This is a genomic window from Burkholderia sp. BCC1996 (assembly GCF_905339955.1).
GTDB lineage: Bacteria > Pseudomonadota > Gammaproteobacteria > Burkholderiales > Burkholderiaceae > Burkholderia.
Map to the genome: position 1 here is coordinate 187,565 of NZ_CAJPHM010000009.1, position 18,196 is coordinate 205,760.

Sequence of the window (18,196 nt, forward strand, 5' to 3'; positions counted from 1 at the left end):
CGGCATCGCCGGACGAAACCGGCGCCAGCCGGAACGGGCCGCGAACCCACGCAGCCGGGTCAGCGCCGACCGGCCGCGCGAGCGCACGGCGGCCCGCACCTCGCCGCCCTGCGACACCCACGGCGCCGACCAAGCGAATGTCAAACCTCAAGAAGAATTTCCTGCTGCTGCTGACGCTGCAGATTTCGATGTATGCGGTGCCGCTGCTGATCGCACCGTTGCTCACGCACGCGCTGGGCCCGGAAGGCTACGGGCAGCTCGCGTTCTCGCTCGCGGTCATCGCGTACCTCACCAACTGCACGAGCTACAGCTTCGACCTGACTGCCACGCCGCGCATCGCGCTCGCGCGCGACAACCGCGCCGAACGCTCCCGCATCTTCTGGGCGACGCTGTATGCGCAGATCGGCATCGCGGTGATCTGTTTCATCGTGCTGGTCGGGCTGATCGTGCTGGTCGGCCGCTTCGGCGAAGACCGCGACCTGCTGCTGATCGGCTTCGGGATGGTGGCCGGCGTGGCGTTCACGCCGGGCTGGTATTTCCAGGGCATGGAGAAGTTGCGCGCGCTGAGCGTGATCCTGTTCGTCGGCCGCATCCTGAGCCTGCCCGCGATGTTCGCGCTCGTGCACAGCCCGGCGGACATCGACCGCGCGATGATCGTCAACGCGGCCGTCCCGACGCTGTCAGCGCTCGTACTGGCCGTCTATCTGTATGCCCAGCGCGAAATCGACTTCGTTCGCGTAGGTTTCGCCGACATCGCCGAATCGCTGAAAGGCGGCTGGCAGGTGTTCCTCGCATCGACGTCGATCGCGTTCTATGCGTCGACCAACACCGTGCTGCTCGGCTTCGTGTCGGGCAACGTCGCGGCCGGCTACTTCGCCGCCGGCGACAAGCTGATCCGCGCGGCGCTCAGCATGCTCCAGCCGCTGAAGGCCGCCACCTATCCTCGCATCAGCTATCTGATGCGGCATGCGCGAAACGACGCGTTCTCGTTCCTGCGCAAGCTGTTCGTCGTGCAGGTCGCGATGGTGCTCGGCATCTCGCTCGCGATCTTCTTCGGCGCGCCGCTCGCCGTGCGCATCCTGTACGGCCCTTCGTACGAACCGACGGTCCAGGTGCTGCGCTGGATGGCCTTCATTCCATTCATGGCCGGGATGACCGACCTCTTCGGTGTGCAGACGATGCTGCCGCTCGGAATGAAGTCCGAATTCACGCGTGTCCTGATGTCATCTGGCATTCTGAATATCGTGCTCGTGCCGGTGCTCGCGAAGTACTTCGCCGAACTGGGCGCCGCCGCCGCCGTGCTGACGGCCGAGGCTGCGGTCGCAGCGGCGCTCGCGACCGTCGTCTATCGCGCCGGGATTCCGCTGCCGGGCAGTCCCGTCGCTCGGCGCGGTTAGCTGGCGCAGCGTCCGTGCTGCCGGTTTTCCCCGAGGCGACCGGAATTCGACGGGGTTCCATTCGATGCACACGCAACGACTCCCCCACACGCCCCGTCGCCAGCACCGATCCGCCTCCCCTCGAAACGACCGCCCCCGGGTACTTCTTACCCTGCTGCACACGCACAATCAGGAACGCTTACCGGCTTTTCCCCACATCGCACACCCGCATCGAAAAAAGATCATACGTATCAGTAGAAACACCGATGCTGTAGTCAAACTACATTCGTACGATTGGGCATCTGCAGAGAATCGCTACATCCGATTCGGCAGTGTCGGACGGTCCGCGTCGCCGTCCGCGTTGTCCGATCGGGCCCAACCGGCCGTAACGATTCCCCGCCTGGCCTGGCATGCCGACGCGCAACTACCCTGCATCGCCAGCCGAATGCGTCCGGTGCGAATCCACCGGACGTGCGCAGCTCCAGACATCATCCGAACAACAACCGGCAATACGATCATGGAGAGCAACATGCGGGACAAACACTGGCCGGCCGTCGTGCTGGCAGCGACCCTCTGCACCACCGCCTACGCAGGCAACGCCGATTTCAATTCGCAGGGCGACGCCGCCGACACATTCGCGTCGTCCGCCGCGCAGCGGCGCGCCGACCTCCTCGTGCGCAAGATGACGCTCGACGAGAAACTGCAGTTCATCCATTCGCAATACGAAATGTCGAAGGTGCAGAACGGCGGTGCCGGCTACATCCAGGGCGTGCCGCGGCTCGGCATTCCCGATCTCAACATGGTCGACTCCGCGACCGGCTCCGGCAGCACGTCGCTCGCGAGCACGACCTTCCCCGCCACGATCGCCGTCGCCGCGAGCTGGGATCGCCGCCTGTCGTACGACTACGGCAAGCAGGTCGCGATCCAGTTGCGAGCGCAAGGGTTCGGCATGGGTCTCGGCGGCGGCACCAACCTCGCGCGCGAGCCGCGCGGCGGCCGGCTGTTCGAGTATCTCGGCGAGGATCCGCTGCTCGCAGCCGACCTGCTCGCGGAGCGCACGCTCGCCACGCAGCGGCAGAAGGTCATCGCGACCATCAAGCACTATGCCGGCAACGAACAGGAGCATGGCCGGATGGGCGGCAACACGCAGATCGACGAACGCACGCTGCGCGAGCTCTACCTGCTGCCGTTCGAGATCGCCGCAAAGCGCGGGCAGCCAGGCAGCGTGATGTGCAGCTACAACCGCCTGAACGGCGCGTACGCGTGCGAGAACACGCATCTGCTGAACGACGTGCTGAAGAACGAATGGGGCTTCCAGGGCCAGGTGCAATCCGACTGGGGCGCGACGCACAGCACGGCCGCCGCGATCAACGCCGGGCTCGACGAGGAAGAAGACGTCGGCCCGTCGGTCTACCTGACGCCGGCGGCCGTCAAGCAGGCGATCGCGAACGGCTCGGTATCGACCGCGCGCCTCGACGACATGGTGCGCCGCAAGCTCGCCGTGATGATCCGCGTCGGCGTGATGGACGATCCGGCCAAGGGCGGCGGCACGATCGATTTCGCGGCCGCGAACCGGTTCGCGCAGAGCGTCGCCGAGCAGTCGATCGTACTGCTGAAGAACGACGGCAACCAGTTGCCGTTGGCGGCCGCGGCCTTGTCGCGCATCGCGGTGATCGGCGGCCACGCCGATGCGGCCGTGCTGTCCGGCGGCGGCTCGGGCAACACGCGCGATCCGGTCACCGGTTCGTTCGCGGGCTGCGGCGGCCTGACGTTCGGGGTGTCGACCGGCTGCAGCTGGTGGCGCAATCCGTGGCTCAAGGTCGACGTGCCGATCGTCGCGGCGATCCGCGCGCTCGCGCCGGCGGCACAAGTCACGTTCGCGGGCAACAGCGACCAGCAGTCGCCGTTCCGCGCGTACACGCAGCAGGAAATCGACCAGGCCGCGGCGCTCGCGGGCCGCTCGGACGTCGCGATCGTCGTGGTCGCGCAGCCGGCCGGCGAGGATTTCGGCGATCTGCAAAGCCTGAGTCTCGCGAATCCGTCGAATCAGGATGCGCTCGTCGAAGCGGTCGCGCGGGCGAACCCGCACACGATCGTCGTCGTCCAGAGCGGCAATCCGGTGCTGATGCCGTGGAAGGACAACGTGTCGGCAATCGTCGAGGCGTGGTATCCGGGCGAAGGCGGCGGCAAGGCTATCGCGAACGTGCTGTTCGGCGCGGTCAACCCGTCCGGCAAGCTGCCCGTCACGTTCCCGGCGCGCGACCAGGATTCGCCGGCTTGGGGGCAAAGCGGCGCGTTCGAGAACGACCCCGTCTACGCGGAGAAGCTGAACATGGGCTACCGCTGGTACGACGCGCGCAACATCAAGCCGATGTTCGAATTCGGCCACGGGCTGTCGTACACGCACTTCGCGTATTCCGGGTTGTCGGTGTCGCGGCAACGGGACGGCTCGCTGAGTGTCGCGTTTACCGTGCGCAACGACGGCCGCGTCGCCGGCGCGGAAACGCCGCAGGTCTATCTCGGCGTGCCGTACAAGGACGAGCCGCCGAAGCGGCTGGTCGGCTGGGAAAAGATCCGGCTGAACCCGGGCGAGGCACGGCATGTCCGCGTGACCGTGTCGCCGCGGATGCAGAGCGTGTGGGATACGTCGCGCAATGGCTGGAAGGTCGTGCCGGGCGGGACGGTGTATGTCGGCGCGTCGTCGCGCGATATCCGGCTGCAGGGCAGCTAGGCAGCCGGCCTGACGATGCCGGTGTCGGGTGGAACGCCGCCCGGCACCCACGCACAACGCGTCGATTCGTACGATTAAAGAGGCGCCACCGGCCGGCAAACAATGCGCAATCGCGGTGTTTCGTTCGCATTGTCGACCAGGTGTCGGCAATGCGTGCGCGATGCGCACATGAATGAAAACCGGGAATGCCATCGATGCCCGGATTGACTTGCTCGTGCGATCCGTTCGGGTAGGATGTGAACGTGCGATTTACCGGACTTCGTACCGGCCGCCCACCGCACGAATGTGATAGCGTAGTGAAGCCGCAGCACGGTCTCGTCGCCGATGGTCGGGGTAGAACATGTCGGCAGGTCCGCGAGCGCGCTTCGTCGTCAGTCGTCATTGCAAAGGAGTTCTCCCATGTGGACCAAACCTGCCTACACTGATCTGCGACTCGGTTTCGAAGTCACGATGTACGTGTCGAATCGCTGATTCGGGCACGCCATCCGGTAAGGAAAGCCTCGGCCTGCCGAGGCTTTTTCTTTGCTTCGCACCCCGGCCCCTCGTCGCACCGTCATGCTCATACACATCCTCGGATCCGCCGCGGGCGGCGGCTTTCCGCAATGGAACTGCAACTGTGCGAACTGCGCGGGTTTTCGCGCGGGCACGATCGACGCGCAGGCCCGCACCCAGTCGTCGATCGCGCTGTCCGACGACGGCGCGAACTGGGTGTTGTGCAACGCGTCCCCCGACATTCGCGCGCAGCTGCAAGCCTTCCCGCCGTTGCAGCCGGGCCGTGCGCTGCGCGACACCGGCATCGCCGCCGTCATGCTGATGGACAGCCAGATCGACCATACCGCCGGCCTGCTCAGCCTGCGCGAAGGCTGTCCGCTGCAGCTGTGGTGTACCGACATGGTCCACCATGACCTCATCAGCGGCTTTCCGCTGTTCAACATGCTCGCGCACTGGAACGGCGGGCTGGTCTGGAACCGCATCGTGCTCGGCGACAGCTTCACCGTGCCGGCCTGCCCGAGCCTGCGCTTCACGCCGCTGCCGCTGAGCAGTGCGGCGCCACCCTATTCGCCGCATCGCTTCGATCCGCATCCCGGCGACAACATCGGCCTGCTCGTCGAGGATCGCCGCACCGGCGGCACGCTGTTCCATGCACCCGGGCTCGGCACGGTGGACGACGCGCTGCTGCAACGGATGAACGACGCGGACTGCGTGCTCGTGGACGGCACGCTGTGGGACGACGACGAGATGCTGCGACGCGGCGTCGGTGTACGCACCGGCCGCGAAATGGGTCATCTCGCACTGAACGGTCCGGACGGCATGCTCGACGTGCTGGCCCGGGTGCCGGGCCCGCGCAAGGTATTGATTCACGTCAACAACACCAATCCGATCCTCGACGAAGGTTCTCCCGAACGCGCGGAATTGCGGCAGCGCGGGATCGAGGTCGCCTTTGACGGGATGGACATCGTGCTATAAAAAACGCATGGTCCCGCTGCCGCGACGCGCATCGTGATGCATACGACGTCGATTGCGGTACGACGCACGCCCTTCCACTGTCCCCAACGTCATGGAACCGTCGATGAGCCAACCCGCTCTCACTCCCGCCCAGTTCGAGCAGGCGCTGCGTGCCAAGGGCGCCTTCTATCACATCCACCACCCGTACCACGTCGCGATGTTCGAAGGCCGCGCGACCCGGGAGCAGATCCAGGGCTGGGTCGCGAACCGCTTCTACTATCAGGTCAGCATTCCGCTGAAGGACGCGGCGATCCTCGCGAATTGCCCCGACCGCGAGGTTCGCCGCCAGTGGGTCCAGCGCCTGATCGATCACGACGGAACCGCCGGCGACGAAGGCGGTATCGAGGCGTGGCTGAGGCTCGGTGAAGCGGTCGGGCTGGACCGCGCGCAGTTGCGCTCGCAGGAACGCGTGCTGCCCGGCGTGCGTTTCGCCGTGGACGCCTACGTGAATTTCGCGCGCCGCGCGAACTGGCAGGAAGCTGCGAGCAGCTCGCTCACGGAGCTGTTTGCGCCGCAGATTCACCAGTCGCGCCTCGACACCTGGCCGCGCCACTACCCGTGGATCGATCCGGACGGCTACGCATATTTCCGCACGCGCCTCGGTCAGGCGCGCCGCGACGTCGAGCACGGGCTCGACATCACGCTGCGGCATTACACGACCTACGAGAGCCAGCAGCGGATGCTGGACATCCTGCAGTTCAAGCTCGACGTGCTGTGGACGATGCTCGACGCGATGTCGATGGCCTACGAACTGCATCGGCCGCCTTATCACACCGTCACCGACCAGCCGGTCTGGCACAAGGGAATCGCACCATGAATTTCGACAGGAATCGCGTGCCGCGCTGGCGGCCGGGTTTTCGCTTCCAGTTCGAGCCGGCCCAGCATGCGCACGTGCTGCTGTACCCCGAAGGCATGGTCAGATTCAACGAAAGCGCGAGTGCGATCGGCGGGCTGATCGATGGCACGCGCACCGTCGCGGACATCGTTGCGCATCTCGAACGGCAATTCCCCGACGTGCCCGAACTCGGTACCGACGTCGAGGATTTCATGGAGACCGCCCGTGCCCAACACTGGATCGAACTCGCGTGAACCGGTGACGCCCGACGCCGCGCGGCCGGCAACCGGATTGCCGCTGTGGCTGCTGGCCGAACTGACGTACCGGTGCCCGCTGCAGTGCCCATACTGCTCGAATCCGCTCGATTTCTCGCGCCAGGGCGCGGAGCTCGACACGGCACAATGGTTCAGGGTCATGGCCGAAGCGCGCGAGATGGGCGCCGTGCAGATCGGCTTCTCGGGCGGCGAACCGCTCGTCCGTCCGGATCTTGCCGCACTGATCGGCGAGGCGCGCCGCCTCGGTTACTACACGAACCTGATCACGTCGGGTATCGGCCTGACCGAGCAGAAGATCGAGGCGTTTCGCCGCGCCGGCCTCGATCACATCCAGATCAGCTTCCAGGCGAGCGACGCGACGGTCAACGACATGCTGGCCGGATCGGAAAAGGCATTCGCCCACAAGCTCGCGATGGCCCGCGCGGTCAAGGCGCACGGCTATCCGATGGTGCTGAACTTCGTCACGCACCGGCACAACATCGACGACATCGACCGCATCATCGAGCTGTGCATCGCGCTCGACGCGGACTACGTCGAGCTCGCGACGTGCCAGTATTACGGATGGGCCTACCTGAACCGTCAGGCGCTGCTCCCCACCCGCGCGCAGCTCGAGCGCGCGGAGCGCATCACGAACGCGTATCGGGCGAAGCTCGCCGCTGCGAACAACCCATGCAAGCTGATCTTCGTCACGCCCGACTACTACGAGGAGCGGCCGAAGCCCTGCATGAGCGGCTGGGGCAGCCTGTTCCTGATCGTCACGCCGGACGGCACCGCACTGCCGTGCCACGGCGCGCGGCAACTGCCGATCGCCTTTCCGAACGTGCGCGATCACGACCTGCGACACATCTGGTACGAATCGTTCGGCTTCAACCGCTTCCGCGGCGACGACTGGATGCCCGAACCCTGCAGGTCGTGCGACGAGAAGAAGAAGGACTTCGGCGGGTGCCGATGCCAGGCGTATCTGATGACGGGCGATGCAAGCCTCACCGATCCCGTCTGCGGCAAGTCGCCTCATCACGGCCTGATCGAGAAAGCACGCGAGGCCGCGCTCGCGCCGCTGCAACCCATGACGCAACTCGTGTTTCGCAACGTACGCAATTCGCGTGAATTGACGAAGACCTGAACGGCGCCGCGCGCTCGCCGCCGATCGCCGGTGTTTCCTGATTTGGAACGCAATGTTCGCGCATCGCGCCGGGCCGGCTCACTATAATTCGTTCGATCGGATCCGATCGTCAGACCCATTACCGGAGCAGACCATGAACGACCTTCATATCGTCGCCGTGCTGTACGCCAAGGCGGGGCAGGAGGCGCAATTGCGCGAAGACCTGATCGCCCTTGCCGGTCCGTCGCAGAATGAAGAAGGCAATCTGCGCTACGAGGTGCACGTCGATAGCGAAGATCCGCGCCGGTTCGTTTTTGTCGAGCATTGGGCAGATCCCGCCCTGCGCGAAAAGCATCACACGCAAGGCGCACACATCCTGAATTTCCACGCCAACGGCGTGAAGAATGTCGAGCGCTCGGAAGTCTTCAAACTGTCTCGCCTCGCCTGACCCTCCCTTCCCGCGCTGACCACCGTTTCATGCGCGTGCGCGCGACGCCGGACATCTCGCCGCGCGCCGCGTCGTCGCCCCGGATTCAGCGGGGAGCGACGCGGTGTCCGGCAACCCATCGAATCCGTTTTTGCAACGTTCCGCACCGACGGCCCGTCACGCGCCGGCTACCGCCCATGGCGCGGCAGCGAGGCGCTCCGCCAGATAGTCCAGGAACGCGGTCACGCGCAACGGCCGCAAGCTGCTCGGCGGCGTCACGAGATTCACGCCCACCGGATCGATCCGCCACTCGGGCAATACGTCCACCAGTTCGCCTCGCATCAACGCGTCCCTGACGACGAACTCGGGTTGCAACGCGACGCCCCGGCCAGCCAGCAGCGCGGGAACGATCACGTCGGCGCTGTTGCTGCGAATGATGCCGCGCACCGTGACCGCGAACGCGTCTCCGCACGCATGACGGAATTGCCATAACTCGGGCGTCGCCAACCCCGTGTAGACGAGACACGCATGCCGGGCCAGGTCGCGAGGATGCGTCGGTCGCCCCCAACGTTTCAGATAGGCCGGCGAAGCCACCAGTGGATGATTCACCGCGCAGAGCCGGCGCGCCCGCAGCGACGAGTCGGCGAGTTCCGCGATGAGCACCGCCACGTCGAACCCGCCGCCGACCACATCGACGATGCGGTCGGTGACGCAAAGGTCGATCTCCACCTGCGGATAGCGTTCGAGAAAGGCGGGGATCAGCGGCGCGACGTGGCGGCTCGCGAACGACATCGGCACGGCAACGCGCACCAGACCGCGCAGTTCCGTCGCGTGCGACGACGCCTCGTTCTCCGCCGCCGCGGCTTCGCTGAGAATGCGAATCGCTCGCGATTTGGCGATTTCGCCGGCGGCCGTCAGCGAAACCTGACGCGAGTTTCGATAAAAGAGCGCCGTGCCGAGCCGGCGCTCGAGTCGGGAAATGGCTTTCGACACGGTCGGCTGCGAGAGGTCGAGCGCCTCCGCGGCCCTGACGAAAGAGCCCGTTTCGAGCACGTGCGCGAAAATCGCCCACGCCTCGAGGTCAGGAAGTATCTGCATCAGACAGCAAGCCTCCGGTTGGCCGATCCGGCCCGTTCCTGCCGATACCGGTGCCGCGCCCTGCAGCGTTCGCGCTGCATGAGCACCGCCGCCGATACCGGCTGCGCGATGTGCACACCGCTAGAAAAGCGTATGAAGGCCGATGCGGGCAATGGCCTGGTTCGCGCCGGACGACGCGCCATCCGGATCCATCACACCGTTGATTTGCGCCCGGGCACCGCTGCTTGCCCGCTGCCACACACCGGTCGCGTACACCATCGTTCGCTTCGACAGCGTGTACTGCACCGTCGCCGTGACCTGGTGAGCGTGGTCGTTGTCGAGCGCCGCATTGCCCTTCATGTACAGGTAATCCGCGCCGATCCTGACCGGACCGGAGAGTTGCCAGGTACCGCCCGACTCGGCCATCCACACCGAGCCACCGGACGCAGCGTTGTGAACGGTCGTCACCAGCGCGCTCAGGTTCGCCGGTCCGATCCGGTAGTGCGCCCCTGCGCCCCAGTTACGCACACTCGTCGCGACGGAACCCGGCTGTGCGCCATATTTCTCGTTGGTGTACGCGGCGGCGGCGCCGAACGGTCCGGCCTCGTAGTCGAGACTGGCGCTCACCGTATTGCCCGCGCCGATCGAGCCCGGCACGCCGCCGAACGCATAAAGCGCGCCCGCCTTCAGCCCATGGATGACAGGGCTCACGAACTTGACGGCGTTCGCCACACGCTGACTGCCCGCCATCCGGTCCCAGTCGAACGCGCCGGTCGGATTGCCGGGCAGCGCGAGCTTGCGAAAGGGTCCGTGGCGCAGGTTGTACAGTCCGGCGACATCGGCCGCCGCGTCGGTGCCGCTGAAGAACAGCGTATCGGCCATGAATTCATACTGGTTGCCGAAGGTCAGCGTGCCCAGCCGGTCGTTCTGCACACCGACGTACGCGGTACGCGCGAACAGGCCATTGCCGATCAGCGCGCCGGTACCCGGTGAAATCTGGCTGACCAGCTGGAAAATGACCTTTGAGCCGCCGCCGACATCTTCGCTTCCGCGCAAGCCGAGCAGGCTCGGCGTAAAAATCCCGTCGTCGAATTTCGCATTGCCGTGGCCACCTTCGTTACTGACGTAACTCAGTCCCACGTCGAGCGCGCCGAACAACGTGACGCTGCTCTGCGCGCATGCGATCGGCACATGCGCAACCATCAACAGGGCCGGGACATAGAAACGCTTTCCGAACATGAACCGCCTTCTTCATTGCTTCGCAATCCGAATCACAACGACCGGACCTTCCAATCATCCCGCGCAATGCAGGTACGCACACGCACGCCGCCGTCATGCCCGATCGCGCGACAGGCGGCACGCATCGACGGCACGAGTCTAGCGCACGGAATGACGCTTCGACGTTCGGCCGGCGAGAACACAATGTTCTGCATCTCCCGGCTACGCAACGCATCGCGGTTCACATACACTCGTTCGGTGCATCGGCAGATGCGCCGCGATTCGAGCGACGATCCGAGCCGCGATCCGTCGCCGACGAGAATCGAATGCGCATGCGATCGCGCCCCCCCTCCGCCGCGCACGATGCTTCGCGCTCACGTCGAGCCAACCGGCGCACGCGAGGTCCCCACTTGCCAGGCACGGAACCCCTTCTTCCGGATTTTCCGCTTTCGTCCTCCGGAAAGTCCCGACCGCGCTTCACGTCCGATGTTTGAACCCGGGCGAAGCGCTCCGCTGATCGATCGTCACCCGGCGGTCGCGTTCGTCGCACCCGTTTTCACGCTCCTGAGCGGCCGGCGCGGCGACCGCGCCGAATCACTCGACACGCGCCACGGTAAAATTCCGTCGTGACCCGTTGCTCATCCCGTTCAGGCGCCCTGCCGGGCCTGACTGCGGCATGCATCGCCTGCCATCGGAAGCGCGCCGCACAGGAGCCCCTATCTCCTTGATTCTTATACATTCACCGTTTCCCGGAACATGACTTACTCGCTTGCCACCCTCTACACCCGGGAACTCGAGATCCGCAAGAGCCGCTTCATCGCGTTCGCGATCCCCGTCGAGGACCGCGATGCCGCGATGCAGGCGCTGCAGCGCCTGCGCGACGAACACCCGGCGGCCACCCACGTGTGCTGGGCCCTGCTCGCCGGCGGCCAGTCCGGCATGTCCGACGACGGCGAACCGTCGGGCACTGCCGGCCGACCGATCCTCGAAGTGCTGCGTCATCACGATCTCGACGGCGTGCTCGGCGCGGTGGTCCGCTACTACGGCGGCGTGAAGCTCGGCGCGGGCGGCCTGGTGCGCGCCTATACGGACGCGATCGCGTCGGCGCTGCTCGATGCCGAGCGCGTCGAACGCATTCGCCACACGCGGTTCGCGATCGAAATCGGCTACCCGGACGAGGCGCGCGTGCGCCGCTGGATCGAGCAGGCGGGTTACGCGCTGGTGGACAGCGCGTACGGGATGACGGTGAAGCTCGTGATCAAGCTGCCGGAAACGGCCGAGGCGGCGGCGAAGACCGAACTGTTCGACCTGACGCAGGGGCGCTCGGGCTTCCCCGACCTGTGAGGATCGGGCAACCCGCCCGGCCTCGCCGCCACGGGTTTCACACAGATTCCCGTGAAAATTCAGATGCGTCCGATAGAAAACCCGCGCGCCGAAACTTAATCTCCCCCGTGTTCCTCGCGACGCGTCCTGCAAACGCCTGGCCGGGCGTGCAGACATGCGGCACACCGCGCGTCGCCAACGATCGCCAACAATCAGAATTCAGCTACGGGGATATCGGACGCATGCAACTGCAAAAACTGCAAGCCCAGCTCGCGGAACTCGATCGACGCATCCGGGCGGCGCGCCGCCATGAACGCCAAGCGGCACTGGTGCAGGTACGCCAGCTCGTGACGGACCATGCGCTGACCGCGCGGGAAATCTTCGGGCAGGGTTACAGCGATCGCGCAAAGCTGTTCACGATGGGCACGAAATATCGCGATCCGGCGACGGGCGCGACCTGGAGCGGCCGCGGTCGTGCGCCCGCCTGGATCGCCGGGCGCGACCGCGCCGCGTTCCTGATCCGGGAGTAACGCGCGCCGCATTGCACGGCGCGCCTCCGTGGTCGATGCAGTCGACCCGAACCGCTCAATAAACGTCCGGGACGATCATGCTGTCCGGCGTCGGACGGCGAATGTAGTCCTCGTGATGCTCGCGCTGCGGCAGATCGATCGTCGGCCGCGGCACCTCGTGATACGGCACCTGGGTCAGCAGGTGATGGATGCAGTTCAGGCGCGCGCGCTTCTTGTCGACCGCCTGCACGACCCACCACGGCGCCTCGGGAATGTGCGTGCGCAGCATCATCTCTTCCTTCGCGGCCGTATACGCTTCCCAGCGGCGGCGGCTCTCGAGATCCATCGGGCTCAGCTTCCACTGCTTCAACGGATCCTCGATCCGGCTCTGGAAGCGCAGCTCCTGCTCATGGTCGGTGATCGAGAACCAGTACTTGACGATCTGGATCCCGCTGCGCACGAGCATTTTCTCGAACTCGGGTACCGAGCGGAAAAACTCCTCGTATTCGTCGTCGGTGCAGAAATTCATCACGCGCTCGACGCCTGCGCGGTTGTACCAGCTGCGATCGAACAGCACGATCTCGCCGCCGGCCGGCAGATGCGCGACATAGCGCTGGAAATACCATTGCGTGCGTTCGCGATTGTTCGGTGCCGGCAGCGCCGCCACGCGGCACACGCGCGGGTTCAGGCGCTGCGTGATGCGCTTGATCGCACCGCCCTTGCCTGCCGCGTCGCGCCCCTCGAAAATCACGACGAGCCGGTGCCCCGTGCTCACGACCCAGTCCTGCAGCTTCACGAGTTCGCCCTGCAGCCGGAACAGCTCGCGGAAATACTGCTTGCGCGCTTCGCGGCGCTCCGGCGAGAACAGCAGATCCTCGTCGTTGTCGAAGCGTCGGTCGTCGAGCTCCATTTCGAGTTCTTCGTCGTACGCGTCGACGAGGTCTTCCTCAAAACGGCGCTGGCGCGATTCGAGCGATGCCGTATCGGTGAAGTCGTCGGTCTCGGTGCGGGTATCGTTATCGCCCATGGGGCCTCCTTCCTTCAATTGACGCAGCCAAACACCGCCATTATCCCAGCGTCTCGCGTCAAATTGATGAAAAAGGGGGTCGATCCGCCCCTCAGAAGCGGAATCCGGGCCGCGCGCTCGCCGAGATCGTACTTGAACGCGATCGAACCGCCGCTCCCGAGCGGATCGGGCACGCACATGCGCCGCTGGCGCGGTGACGCCCGCCCGCTGGCGGTGCGTCAACCGGGCGGCGGCAGCACGACCGTGTCCTCGGGCCCGAGCACGCGGCCGTCCTGCGCGCGAAGCTCGAGTTTCCTGACGGGCAAGCCGGTCTTGCGGTCGACGAGAAGCACGTGCGCCTCGTCCGGTTCGAAGAAGAAATCCTCGCCCCACTGCCGCAGCGCGACGAGCAGCGGAAACAGGCCTCGCCCCTTTTCGGTCAGTACGTATTCGTGATGCGCGCCGCCGTCCGCGGCCGGCACCATGTCCATGATTCCGTGCGCGACGAGGTTGCGCAAACGCGCGGCGAGGATGTTCTTCGCCAGGCCGAGATTTTTCTGGAATTCGCCGAAACGGCGCAGCCCGTCGAATGCATCGCGGACGATCAGCAGCGACCACCAGTCGCCAATCGCATCCAGCGGGCGGGCAACGCCGCAAAGGGAATCTTCGTGGGTGGTTCGTCTGGTCATCGATGGAAGTCGAACGGCGGATGGTGCCATGGGCAATGAAGGTTTCAATATAAAACCAACAATACTGAGAATCAATCGCCGTGCGTCCATTGTTCGAGGAGCACGAACGAAACCGGGTTCCTCATCGGAATTGGTTAGTCGGGGTTAGTCGGCTCATTCATTTCGATGCCAAAAAATTGCCGAATTTCCGATTTTTCCTACCTGAAGTCATCCCGTCGTCGAGGCGTTCGATCGTGTCCTGATCATTCATTCGGTTGCAACTTGAAACCTCATGTCATACGCTCCAAATGGTTTCAACATGAAACCACTATCCACGACCATACGAAGGAGCGCTCGATGATTTCATCCGATGCCACGTTCGACGGCACCTTTCCATTCGCTCCGCACTTCAGCGACGCGCCCGGTTTCCGGATGCACTACGTGGATGAAGGCCCGCACGACGGCGAAACGGTTCTGTGCCTGCATGGCGAACCCACCTGGGGTTACTTGTTCCGCCACCTGATCGCGGCACTGAGCCCGACACACCGCATCGTCGTGCCCGACCACATGGGATTCGGCAAAAGCGCGACGCCGCAGGATCGCAACTACGGGTTGCAGGACCATATCGACAACCTGGAGCGCTTCGTTCTCGCGCTCGACCTCGAGCGCGTGACGCTCGTGATGCACGACTTCGGCGGCCCGGTCGGCATGGGGCTCGCCGCGCGGCACCCTGACCGGATCCGGCGCATCGTGTCGGCGAACGGGCCGACGCCGTTCGGCCAGCCCGATCTGGTCGAGCGCGTGACCGCGAACGGTCGCGACGCACCGTGGTTCCAGTGGATCGTGCGCGCGGCAACGGACGGCTCGCTCGAAACCGTGCTCGGCCAGCTCGGCTTCAATATCCTGAGCACGCTGAAGCTGAACGGCTTCGAGAATCACGCGATCGTCACCGAGACATGGATTGCCGCGTACGGCGCGCCGTTCGCGCGGCCGGCCGATTGCCTGGGCGCAATCGGATGGGCGCGCGGATTTGCCGACGGCACGCACCGGTTCGAGGAGCCCGATGCGGCAGCGGTACGCGCGATACGCGACAAGCCCGCGCTCGCGATCTGGGGAGACGCCGATCGCACTCTCGGCGCCGAGCACTTCCTGCCGCTGTTCACTGCGCTGTTTCCGTCGGCGCCCGTCGAGCGGCTGGCCGGCGTCGGGCACTATTGCTTCGAGGATGCGCCCGACGCGGTGACCGACCGGATCGCCGGATTCATCCGCGCCACCGCCTGAGCGCGTTGCACCGCGCGTCCGAGCCCTCCGACGCGGCTGCCCGGCCGGCACCGGAATGCATGCCGGCCGCGGAACCGCGTGCGCGACCGCTTTCGCGCACGCGTCACTCACCCGCTACTCGCCGTCACCGAATGATCCGCGTGACCCCGCGCCCACGCGGATCGGCCATCGCCTCCGGCGTCCTGCCGTCGATCTTGATCACCTGGATGTCGCCGCTGAAGTCCTGCCCCGTCAGCGTGTAGCCGCGGGCCTCGATCTGTTTCGCGAGTTCGCCTTCGATCGGGTGGTACGGCTCCCAGAAAATCGTGTTCGGCGGCAGCAGCTGATGGTGGAAACGCATCGCGCCGACAGCCTCCTTCAACGGCATCCTGAAGTCGTAGATGTTGTTGATCACCTGGAAGATCGACGTGAAGATCCGCGAACCGCCCGGTGTGCCGATCACGAGCGACACCTTGCCGTCCTTCGTCATGATCGTCGGCGACATCGACGACAGCGGACGCTTCTTCGGCTCGATCGCGTTCGCGTCGCTGCCGACCACGCCGAACATGTTCGCGACACCCGGCTTCGCGGAGAAGTCGTCCATCTCGTCGTTCAGCACGATCCCGGTGCCGTCGGCGATCACGCCCGACCCGAAATAGCCGTTGATCGTGTACGTGTTCGACACCGCGTTGCCCCACTTGTCGACGACCGAGAAGTGCGTCGTCTCCGCCTTCTCCGGCATCGACGTGCCGAGGCCCGGCTGCACGCTCTTGGTGTCCGACGGTTCCTTCGGATTGACTTCCGCCGCGCGCTTCGCGATGTACGCGTCGTCGGTCAGCTGCGCGATCGGCACCTTGTAGAAGTCGGGGTCACCGAGGTATTGCGCACGATCCGCGAACACGCGCTTCTCGATTTCCGCGACGAGGTGGATGTATTGCGGCGAGTTGAGCTTCACGCCCTCGAAGTCCTGCTTGAGGTCCGCCTTCATCTTCAGCAGCTGCACGAGGCCGATGCCGCCCGAGCTCGGCGGCGGCGCGGTGATCACGTCATAGCCGTTCCACTTCGCCTGCACCGGCTGGCGCCACACCGCGCGGTATTGCGCGAGATCCTCGGTGGTGATCAGCCCGTTGCCGTCGCCGGTCTTCATCGACGCGGCGATCAGCTCGGCCGTCTTGCCCTTGTAGAACCCTTCCGCGCCGCCATCCGCAATGCGCGTGAGGACCGCCGCGAGATCGGGTTGCTTGAAGTTCGTGCCGGCCTTCATCGACGCGAAGTACTTGTCGAAGTTGGTCTTGCCGCCGAATTCCTTCGACGCGTCGACGCCGCGCTGCGCCAGCTGCTCGTCGACGACGAAGCCGTCGCGCGCATAGTGGATCGCCGGCGCGAGCACCTGCTTCCACTTCAGCTTGCCGAAACGCTTCTGCGCTTCCCACATGCCGGCGACCGTACCCGGCACGCCGGCCGCGCGCGGGCCGTACAGGCTCATGCCCTTGACGACGTTGCCGTCCTTGTCGAGATACATGTCCTTCGTCGCGGCGAGCGGCGCGCGCTCGCGGTAATCGATGAAGTACGGCTTGCCGTCCTTGTAGATCGTCATGAAGCCGCCGCCGCCGATGTTGCCGGCTTCAGGGTACGTGACGGCGAGCGTGAACGCGATCGCGACGGCCGCGTCGATCGCGTTGCCGCCTTCCTTGAAGATCCGCTCGGCGGCGTCCGCGCTGAACTTGTCGGCCACCGCGACCGCCGAGCTCGTCAGGACCGCCGGCTGCGGCCCTTTCGCGTAGGCCGGCGTGTTCGGCAGGAAGCCGATGCCGGCCATCGTCGCGAGCACGACGGCGGATGATTTGAAGCGATTCAGCGTAGTCATTGCATGTCCCCCATGTAGGTCTCCGGCGGGCTGGAAATAGCCCCTGATCCGCTTATAGCCGCTGGCGCACGGTCAGCCCTATGCCGGTTTCGTAGTGAATCGGGGAATGCGGCCGGAAAACTCGCCGCACACTACGAATTGCCGTGGATCGTGTGCGGTCGGTCACACGGCGGAGCAAAAAATGAGCCGGCGGATCAGTCGAAATGGCATGCGGCGGATTCGCAGCGCACCCGCGCGATCGGAAATCACGGCACGCGCCGCTTGCGCGGCTCCGGCACATGTAAAAAAATGCGATCGAACCGCCCGCTGCGCAGGCCGATCTGAGAAGATAGCGCCCCGCTTTCGCGCCCGATCGTTCCCGCTCGTCCGCGGCCGCTTCACGCTTCTTCGTCTCGTTTCCTATGGCATCACACAATGCGCATCACGCGTCCGGCTTCGCGGCCGGCGTCGCCGCCGCCGTCCTCGTCGCGCAAACCGGCGCGACCGGCCCCTGGCACGCGGGCCTGCTCGCCGCGTTCGCGGCCGGCGTCGCGGGCGGCACCGCGCCCGACTGGCTCGAAGTCGCGTGGTGGACCCGCAAGCGCCGCTTGTGGATCACGCACCGCACCATCACGCACTGGGGCATCGGCTGGATCGCGCTGCTTGCGCTGGGCTGGCACGGGCTCACGCATCATCCGCATCCGCTGTGGGCCGCGCCGCTGTTCGGCTTCGCGTGCGGCGGCGTGATGCACCTGCTCGCCGACTGGCCGAATCCGCTCGGCGTGCCGTGGATCTGGCGGCGCCATTCGCTGAACCTGTGGAACAGCGGACATTGCGACCTGATCGTCGTGGCCGCCGCCTGGGGCGGCACGCTGTGGCTCGCGCAATCGCTGTGGACGCGCGCGCCGTTCCTCGAACACTGGCTCGGCTGGCTGCATCGCGTGTAGTGACACGTCGTAGCGCATAGTCGCGCGCCGATACATGTCGTCACGCCTCGTGCTCCGCACCCGCCCGGCGCGCGTCGAACCCGACGTCCT

The 18,196-nt window shown here is 65.6% G+C and carries 18 protein-coding genes; 13 read left to right on the forward strand and 5 right to left on the reverse strand.

Annotated features, from left to right (window positions below; genetic code table 11):
- Nucleotides 1-137: 137 nt before the first annotated feature.
- The 8 genes from U4Z64_RS15730 (at nt 138) to U4Z64_RS15765 (ending at nt 8,273) form a co-directional block, all read left to right on the forward strand.
- Nucleotides 138-1,397, forward strand: a complete 1,260-nt coding sequence (locus U4Z64_RS15730) for an oligosaccharide flippase family protein (RefSeq protein WP_321820430.1) — start codon at nt 138-140, stop codon at nt 1,395-1,397.
- 508 nt (nt 1,398-1,905) lie between these two features.
- Nucleotides 1,906-4,107 carry a glycoside hydrolase family 3 C-terminal domain-containing protein gene (locus U4Z64_RS15735; RefSeq protein ID WP_321820431.1) on the forward strand — a complete coding sequence of 734 codons (2,202 nt, stop codon included), beginning with the start codon at nt 1,906-1,908 and terminating at the stop codon, nt 4,105-4,107.
- Nucleotides 4,108-4,506: 399 nt separating this feature from the next.
- Nucleotides 4,507-4,578 carry a pyrroloquinoline quinone precursor peptide PqqA gene (gene pqqA, locus U4Z64_RS15740; RefSeq protein WP_124485082.1) on the forward strand — a complete coding sequence of 24 codons (72 nt, stop codon included), beginning with the start codon at nt 4,507-4,509 and terminating at the stop codon, nt 4,576-4,578.
- An 84-nt stretch (nt 4,579-4,662) separates the two neighbouring features.
- Nucleotides 4,663-5,574 carry a pyrroloquinoline quinone biosynthesis protein PqqB gene (gene pqqB / locus U4Z64_RS15745; RefSeq protein ID WP_321820432.1) on the forward strand — a complete coding sequence of 304 codons (912 nt, stop codon included), beginning with the start codon at nt 4,663-4,665 and terminating at the stop codon, nt 5,572-5,574.
- Between the two features lie 103 nt (nt 5,575-5,677).
- Nucleotides 5,678-6,430 (forward strand): pyrroloquinoline-quinone synthase PqqC, encoded by a 753-nt coding sequence (gene pqqC / locus U4Z64_RS15750; RefSeq protein ID WP_044843142.1) that lies wholly within the window; start codon nt 5,678-5,680, stop codon nt 6,428-6,430.
- Entirely contained in the window at nt 6,427-6,702 is a 276-nt protein-coding gene (gene pqqD, locus U4Z64_RS15755) for a pyrroloquinoline quinone biosynthesis peptide chaperone PqqD (RefSeq protein ID WP_044842933.1), read from the forward strand. The genes pqqC and pqqD overlap by 4 nt, the downstream gene beginning before the upstream one ends.
- The gene (gene pqqE / locus U4Z64_RS15760; RefSeq protein WP_415750576.1) at nt 6,674-7,846 is read left to right on the forward strand and encodes a pyrroloquinoline quinone biosynthesis protein PqqE; all 1,173 of its coding nucleotides are present in this window, start codon (nt 6,674-6,676) and stop codon (nt 7,844-7,846) included. The genes pqqD and pqqE overlap by 29 nt, the downstream gene beginning before the upstream one ends.
- A 133-nt stretch (nt 7,847-7,979) precedes the next feature.
- Nucleotides 7,980-8,273 (forward strand): putative quinol monooxygenase, encoded by a 294-nt coding sequence (locus U4Z64_RS15765; RefSeq protein ID WP_124484984.1) that lies wholly within the window; start codon nt 7,980-7,982, stop codon nt 8,271-8,273.
- 156 nt (nt 8,274-8,429) lie between these two features.
- On the opposite strand, the gene U4Z64_RS15770 is transcribed toward U4Z64_RS15765, so the two are convergent.
- Both U4Z64_RS15770 and U4Z64_RS15775 read right to left on the reverse strand, forming a co-directional pair.
- Nucleotides 8,430-9,350, reverse strand: a complete 921-nt coding sequence (locus U4Z64_RS15770; RefSeq protein WP_044842930.1) for a LysR family transcriptional regulator — start codon at nt 9,348-9,350, stop codon at nt 8,430-8,432.
- A gap of 120 nt (nt 9,351-9,470) precedes the next feature.
- Nucleotides 9,471-10,568: a porin gene (locus U4Z64_RS15775; RefSeq protein ID WP_321820433.1), complete on the reverse strand. Its 1,098-nt coding sequence runs from the start codon at nt 10,566-10,568 to the stop codon at nt 9,471-9,473.
- Between U4Z64_RS15775 and U4Z64_RS15780 the strand changes: the two genes are divergently transcribed.
- The 3 genes from U4Z64_RS15780 (at nt 10,521) to U4Z64_RS15790 (ending at nt 12,400) form a co-directional block, all read left to right on the forward strand.
- Nucleotides 10,521-11,177 carry a hypothetical protein gene (locus U4Z64_RS15780; RefSeq protein WP_321820482.1) on the forward strand — a complete coding sequence of 219 codons (657 nt, stop codon included), beginning with the start codon at nt 10,521-10,523 and terminating at the stop codon, nt 11,175-11,177. The genes U4Z64_RS15775 and U4Z64_RS15780 overlap by 48 nt on opposite strands.
- Nucleotides 11,178-11,303: 126 nt before the next feature.
- Complete coding sequence (locus tag U4Z64_RS15785) at nt 11,304-11,891, forward strand: IMPACT family protein (protein ID WP_044842928.1); 588 nt, start codon at nt 11,304-11,306, stop codon at nt 11,889-11,891.
- A 107-nt stretch (nt 11,892-11,998) separates the two neighbouring features.
- Entirely contained in the window at nt 11,999-12,400 is a 402-nt protein-coding gene (locus tag U4Z64_RS15790; RefSeq protein ID WP_235879370.1) for an H-NS histone family protein, read from the forward strand.
- A gap of 55 nt (nt 12,401-12,455) precedes the next feature.
- On the opposite strand, the gene ppk2 is transcribed toward U4Z64_RS15790, so the two are convergent.
- Entirely contained in the window at nt 12,456-13,406 is a 951-nt protein-coding gene (ppk2, locus tag U4Z64_RS15795; RefSeq protein ID WP_044842926.1) for a polyphosphate kinase 2, read from the reverse strand.
- Between the two features lie 218 nt (nt 13,407-13,624).
- Nucleotides 13,625-14,074, reverse strand: a complete 450-nt coding sequence (locus U4Z64_RS15800) for a winged helix-turn-helix transcriptional regulator (RefSeq protein WP_124665981.1) — start codon at nt 14,072-14,074, stop codon at nt 13,625-13,627.
- A gap of 336 nt (nt 14,075-14,410) precedes the next feature.
- On the opposite strand from U4Z64_RS15800, the gene U4Z64_RS15805 reads away from it, so the two are divergent.
- The gene (locus U4Z64_RS15805; protein ID WP_321820434.1) at nt 14,411-15,334 is read left to right on the forward strand and encodes an alpha/beta fold hydrolase; all 924 of its coding nucleotides are present in this window, start codon (nt 14,411-14,413) and stop codon (nt 15,332-15,334) included.
- A 124-nt stretch (nt 15,335-15,458) separates the two neighbouring features.
- Here the strand turns inward: U4Z64_RS15805 and ggt are convergent, their stop codons facing one another.
- Nucleotides 15,459-17,180: a gamma-glutamyltransferase gene (gene ggt / locus U4Z64_RS15810; protein ID WP_321820435.1), complete on the reverse strand. Its 1,722-nt coding sequence runs from the start codon at nt 17,178-17,180 to the stop codon at nt 15,459-15,461.
- A 401-nt stretch (nt 17,181-17,581) separates the two neighbouring features.
- Here ggt and U4Z64_RS15815 point away from each other — a divergent pair, with 401 nt between their 5' ends.
- Nucleotides 17,582-18,106: a metal-dependent hydrolase gene (locus U4Z64_RS15815; protein WP_044842922.1), complete on the forward strand. Its 525-nt coding sequence runs from the start codon at nt 17,582-17,584 to the stop codon at nt 18,104-18,106.
- The last annotated feature ends 90 nt before the right edge of the window (nt 18,107-18,196 follow it).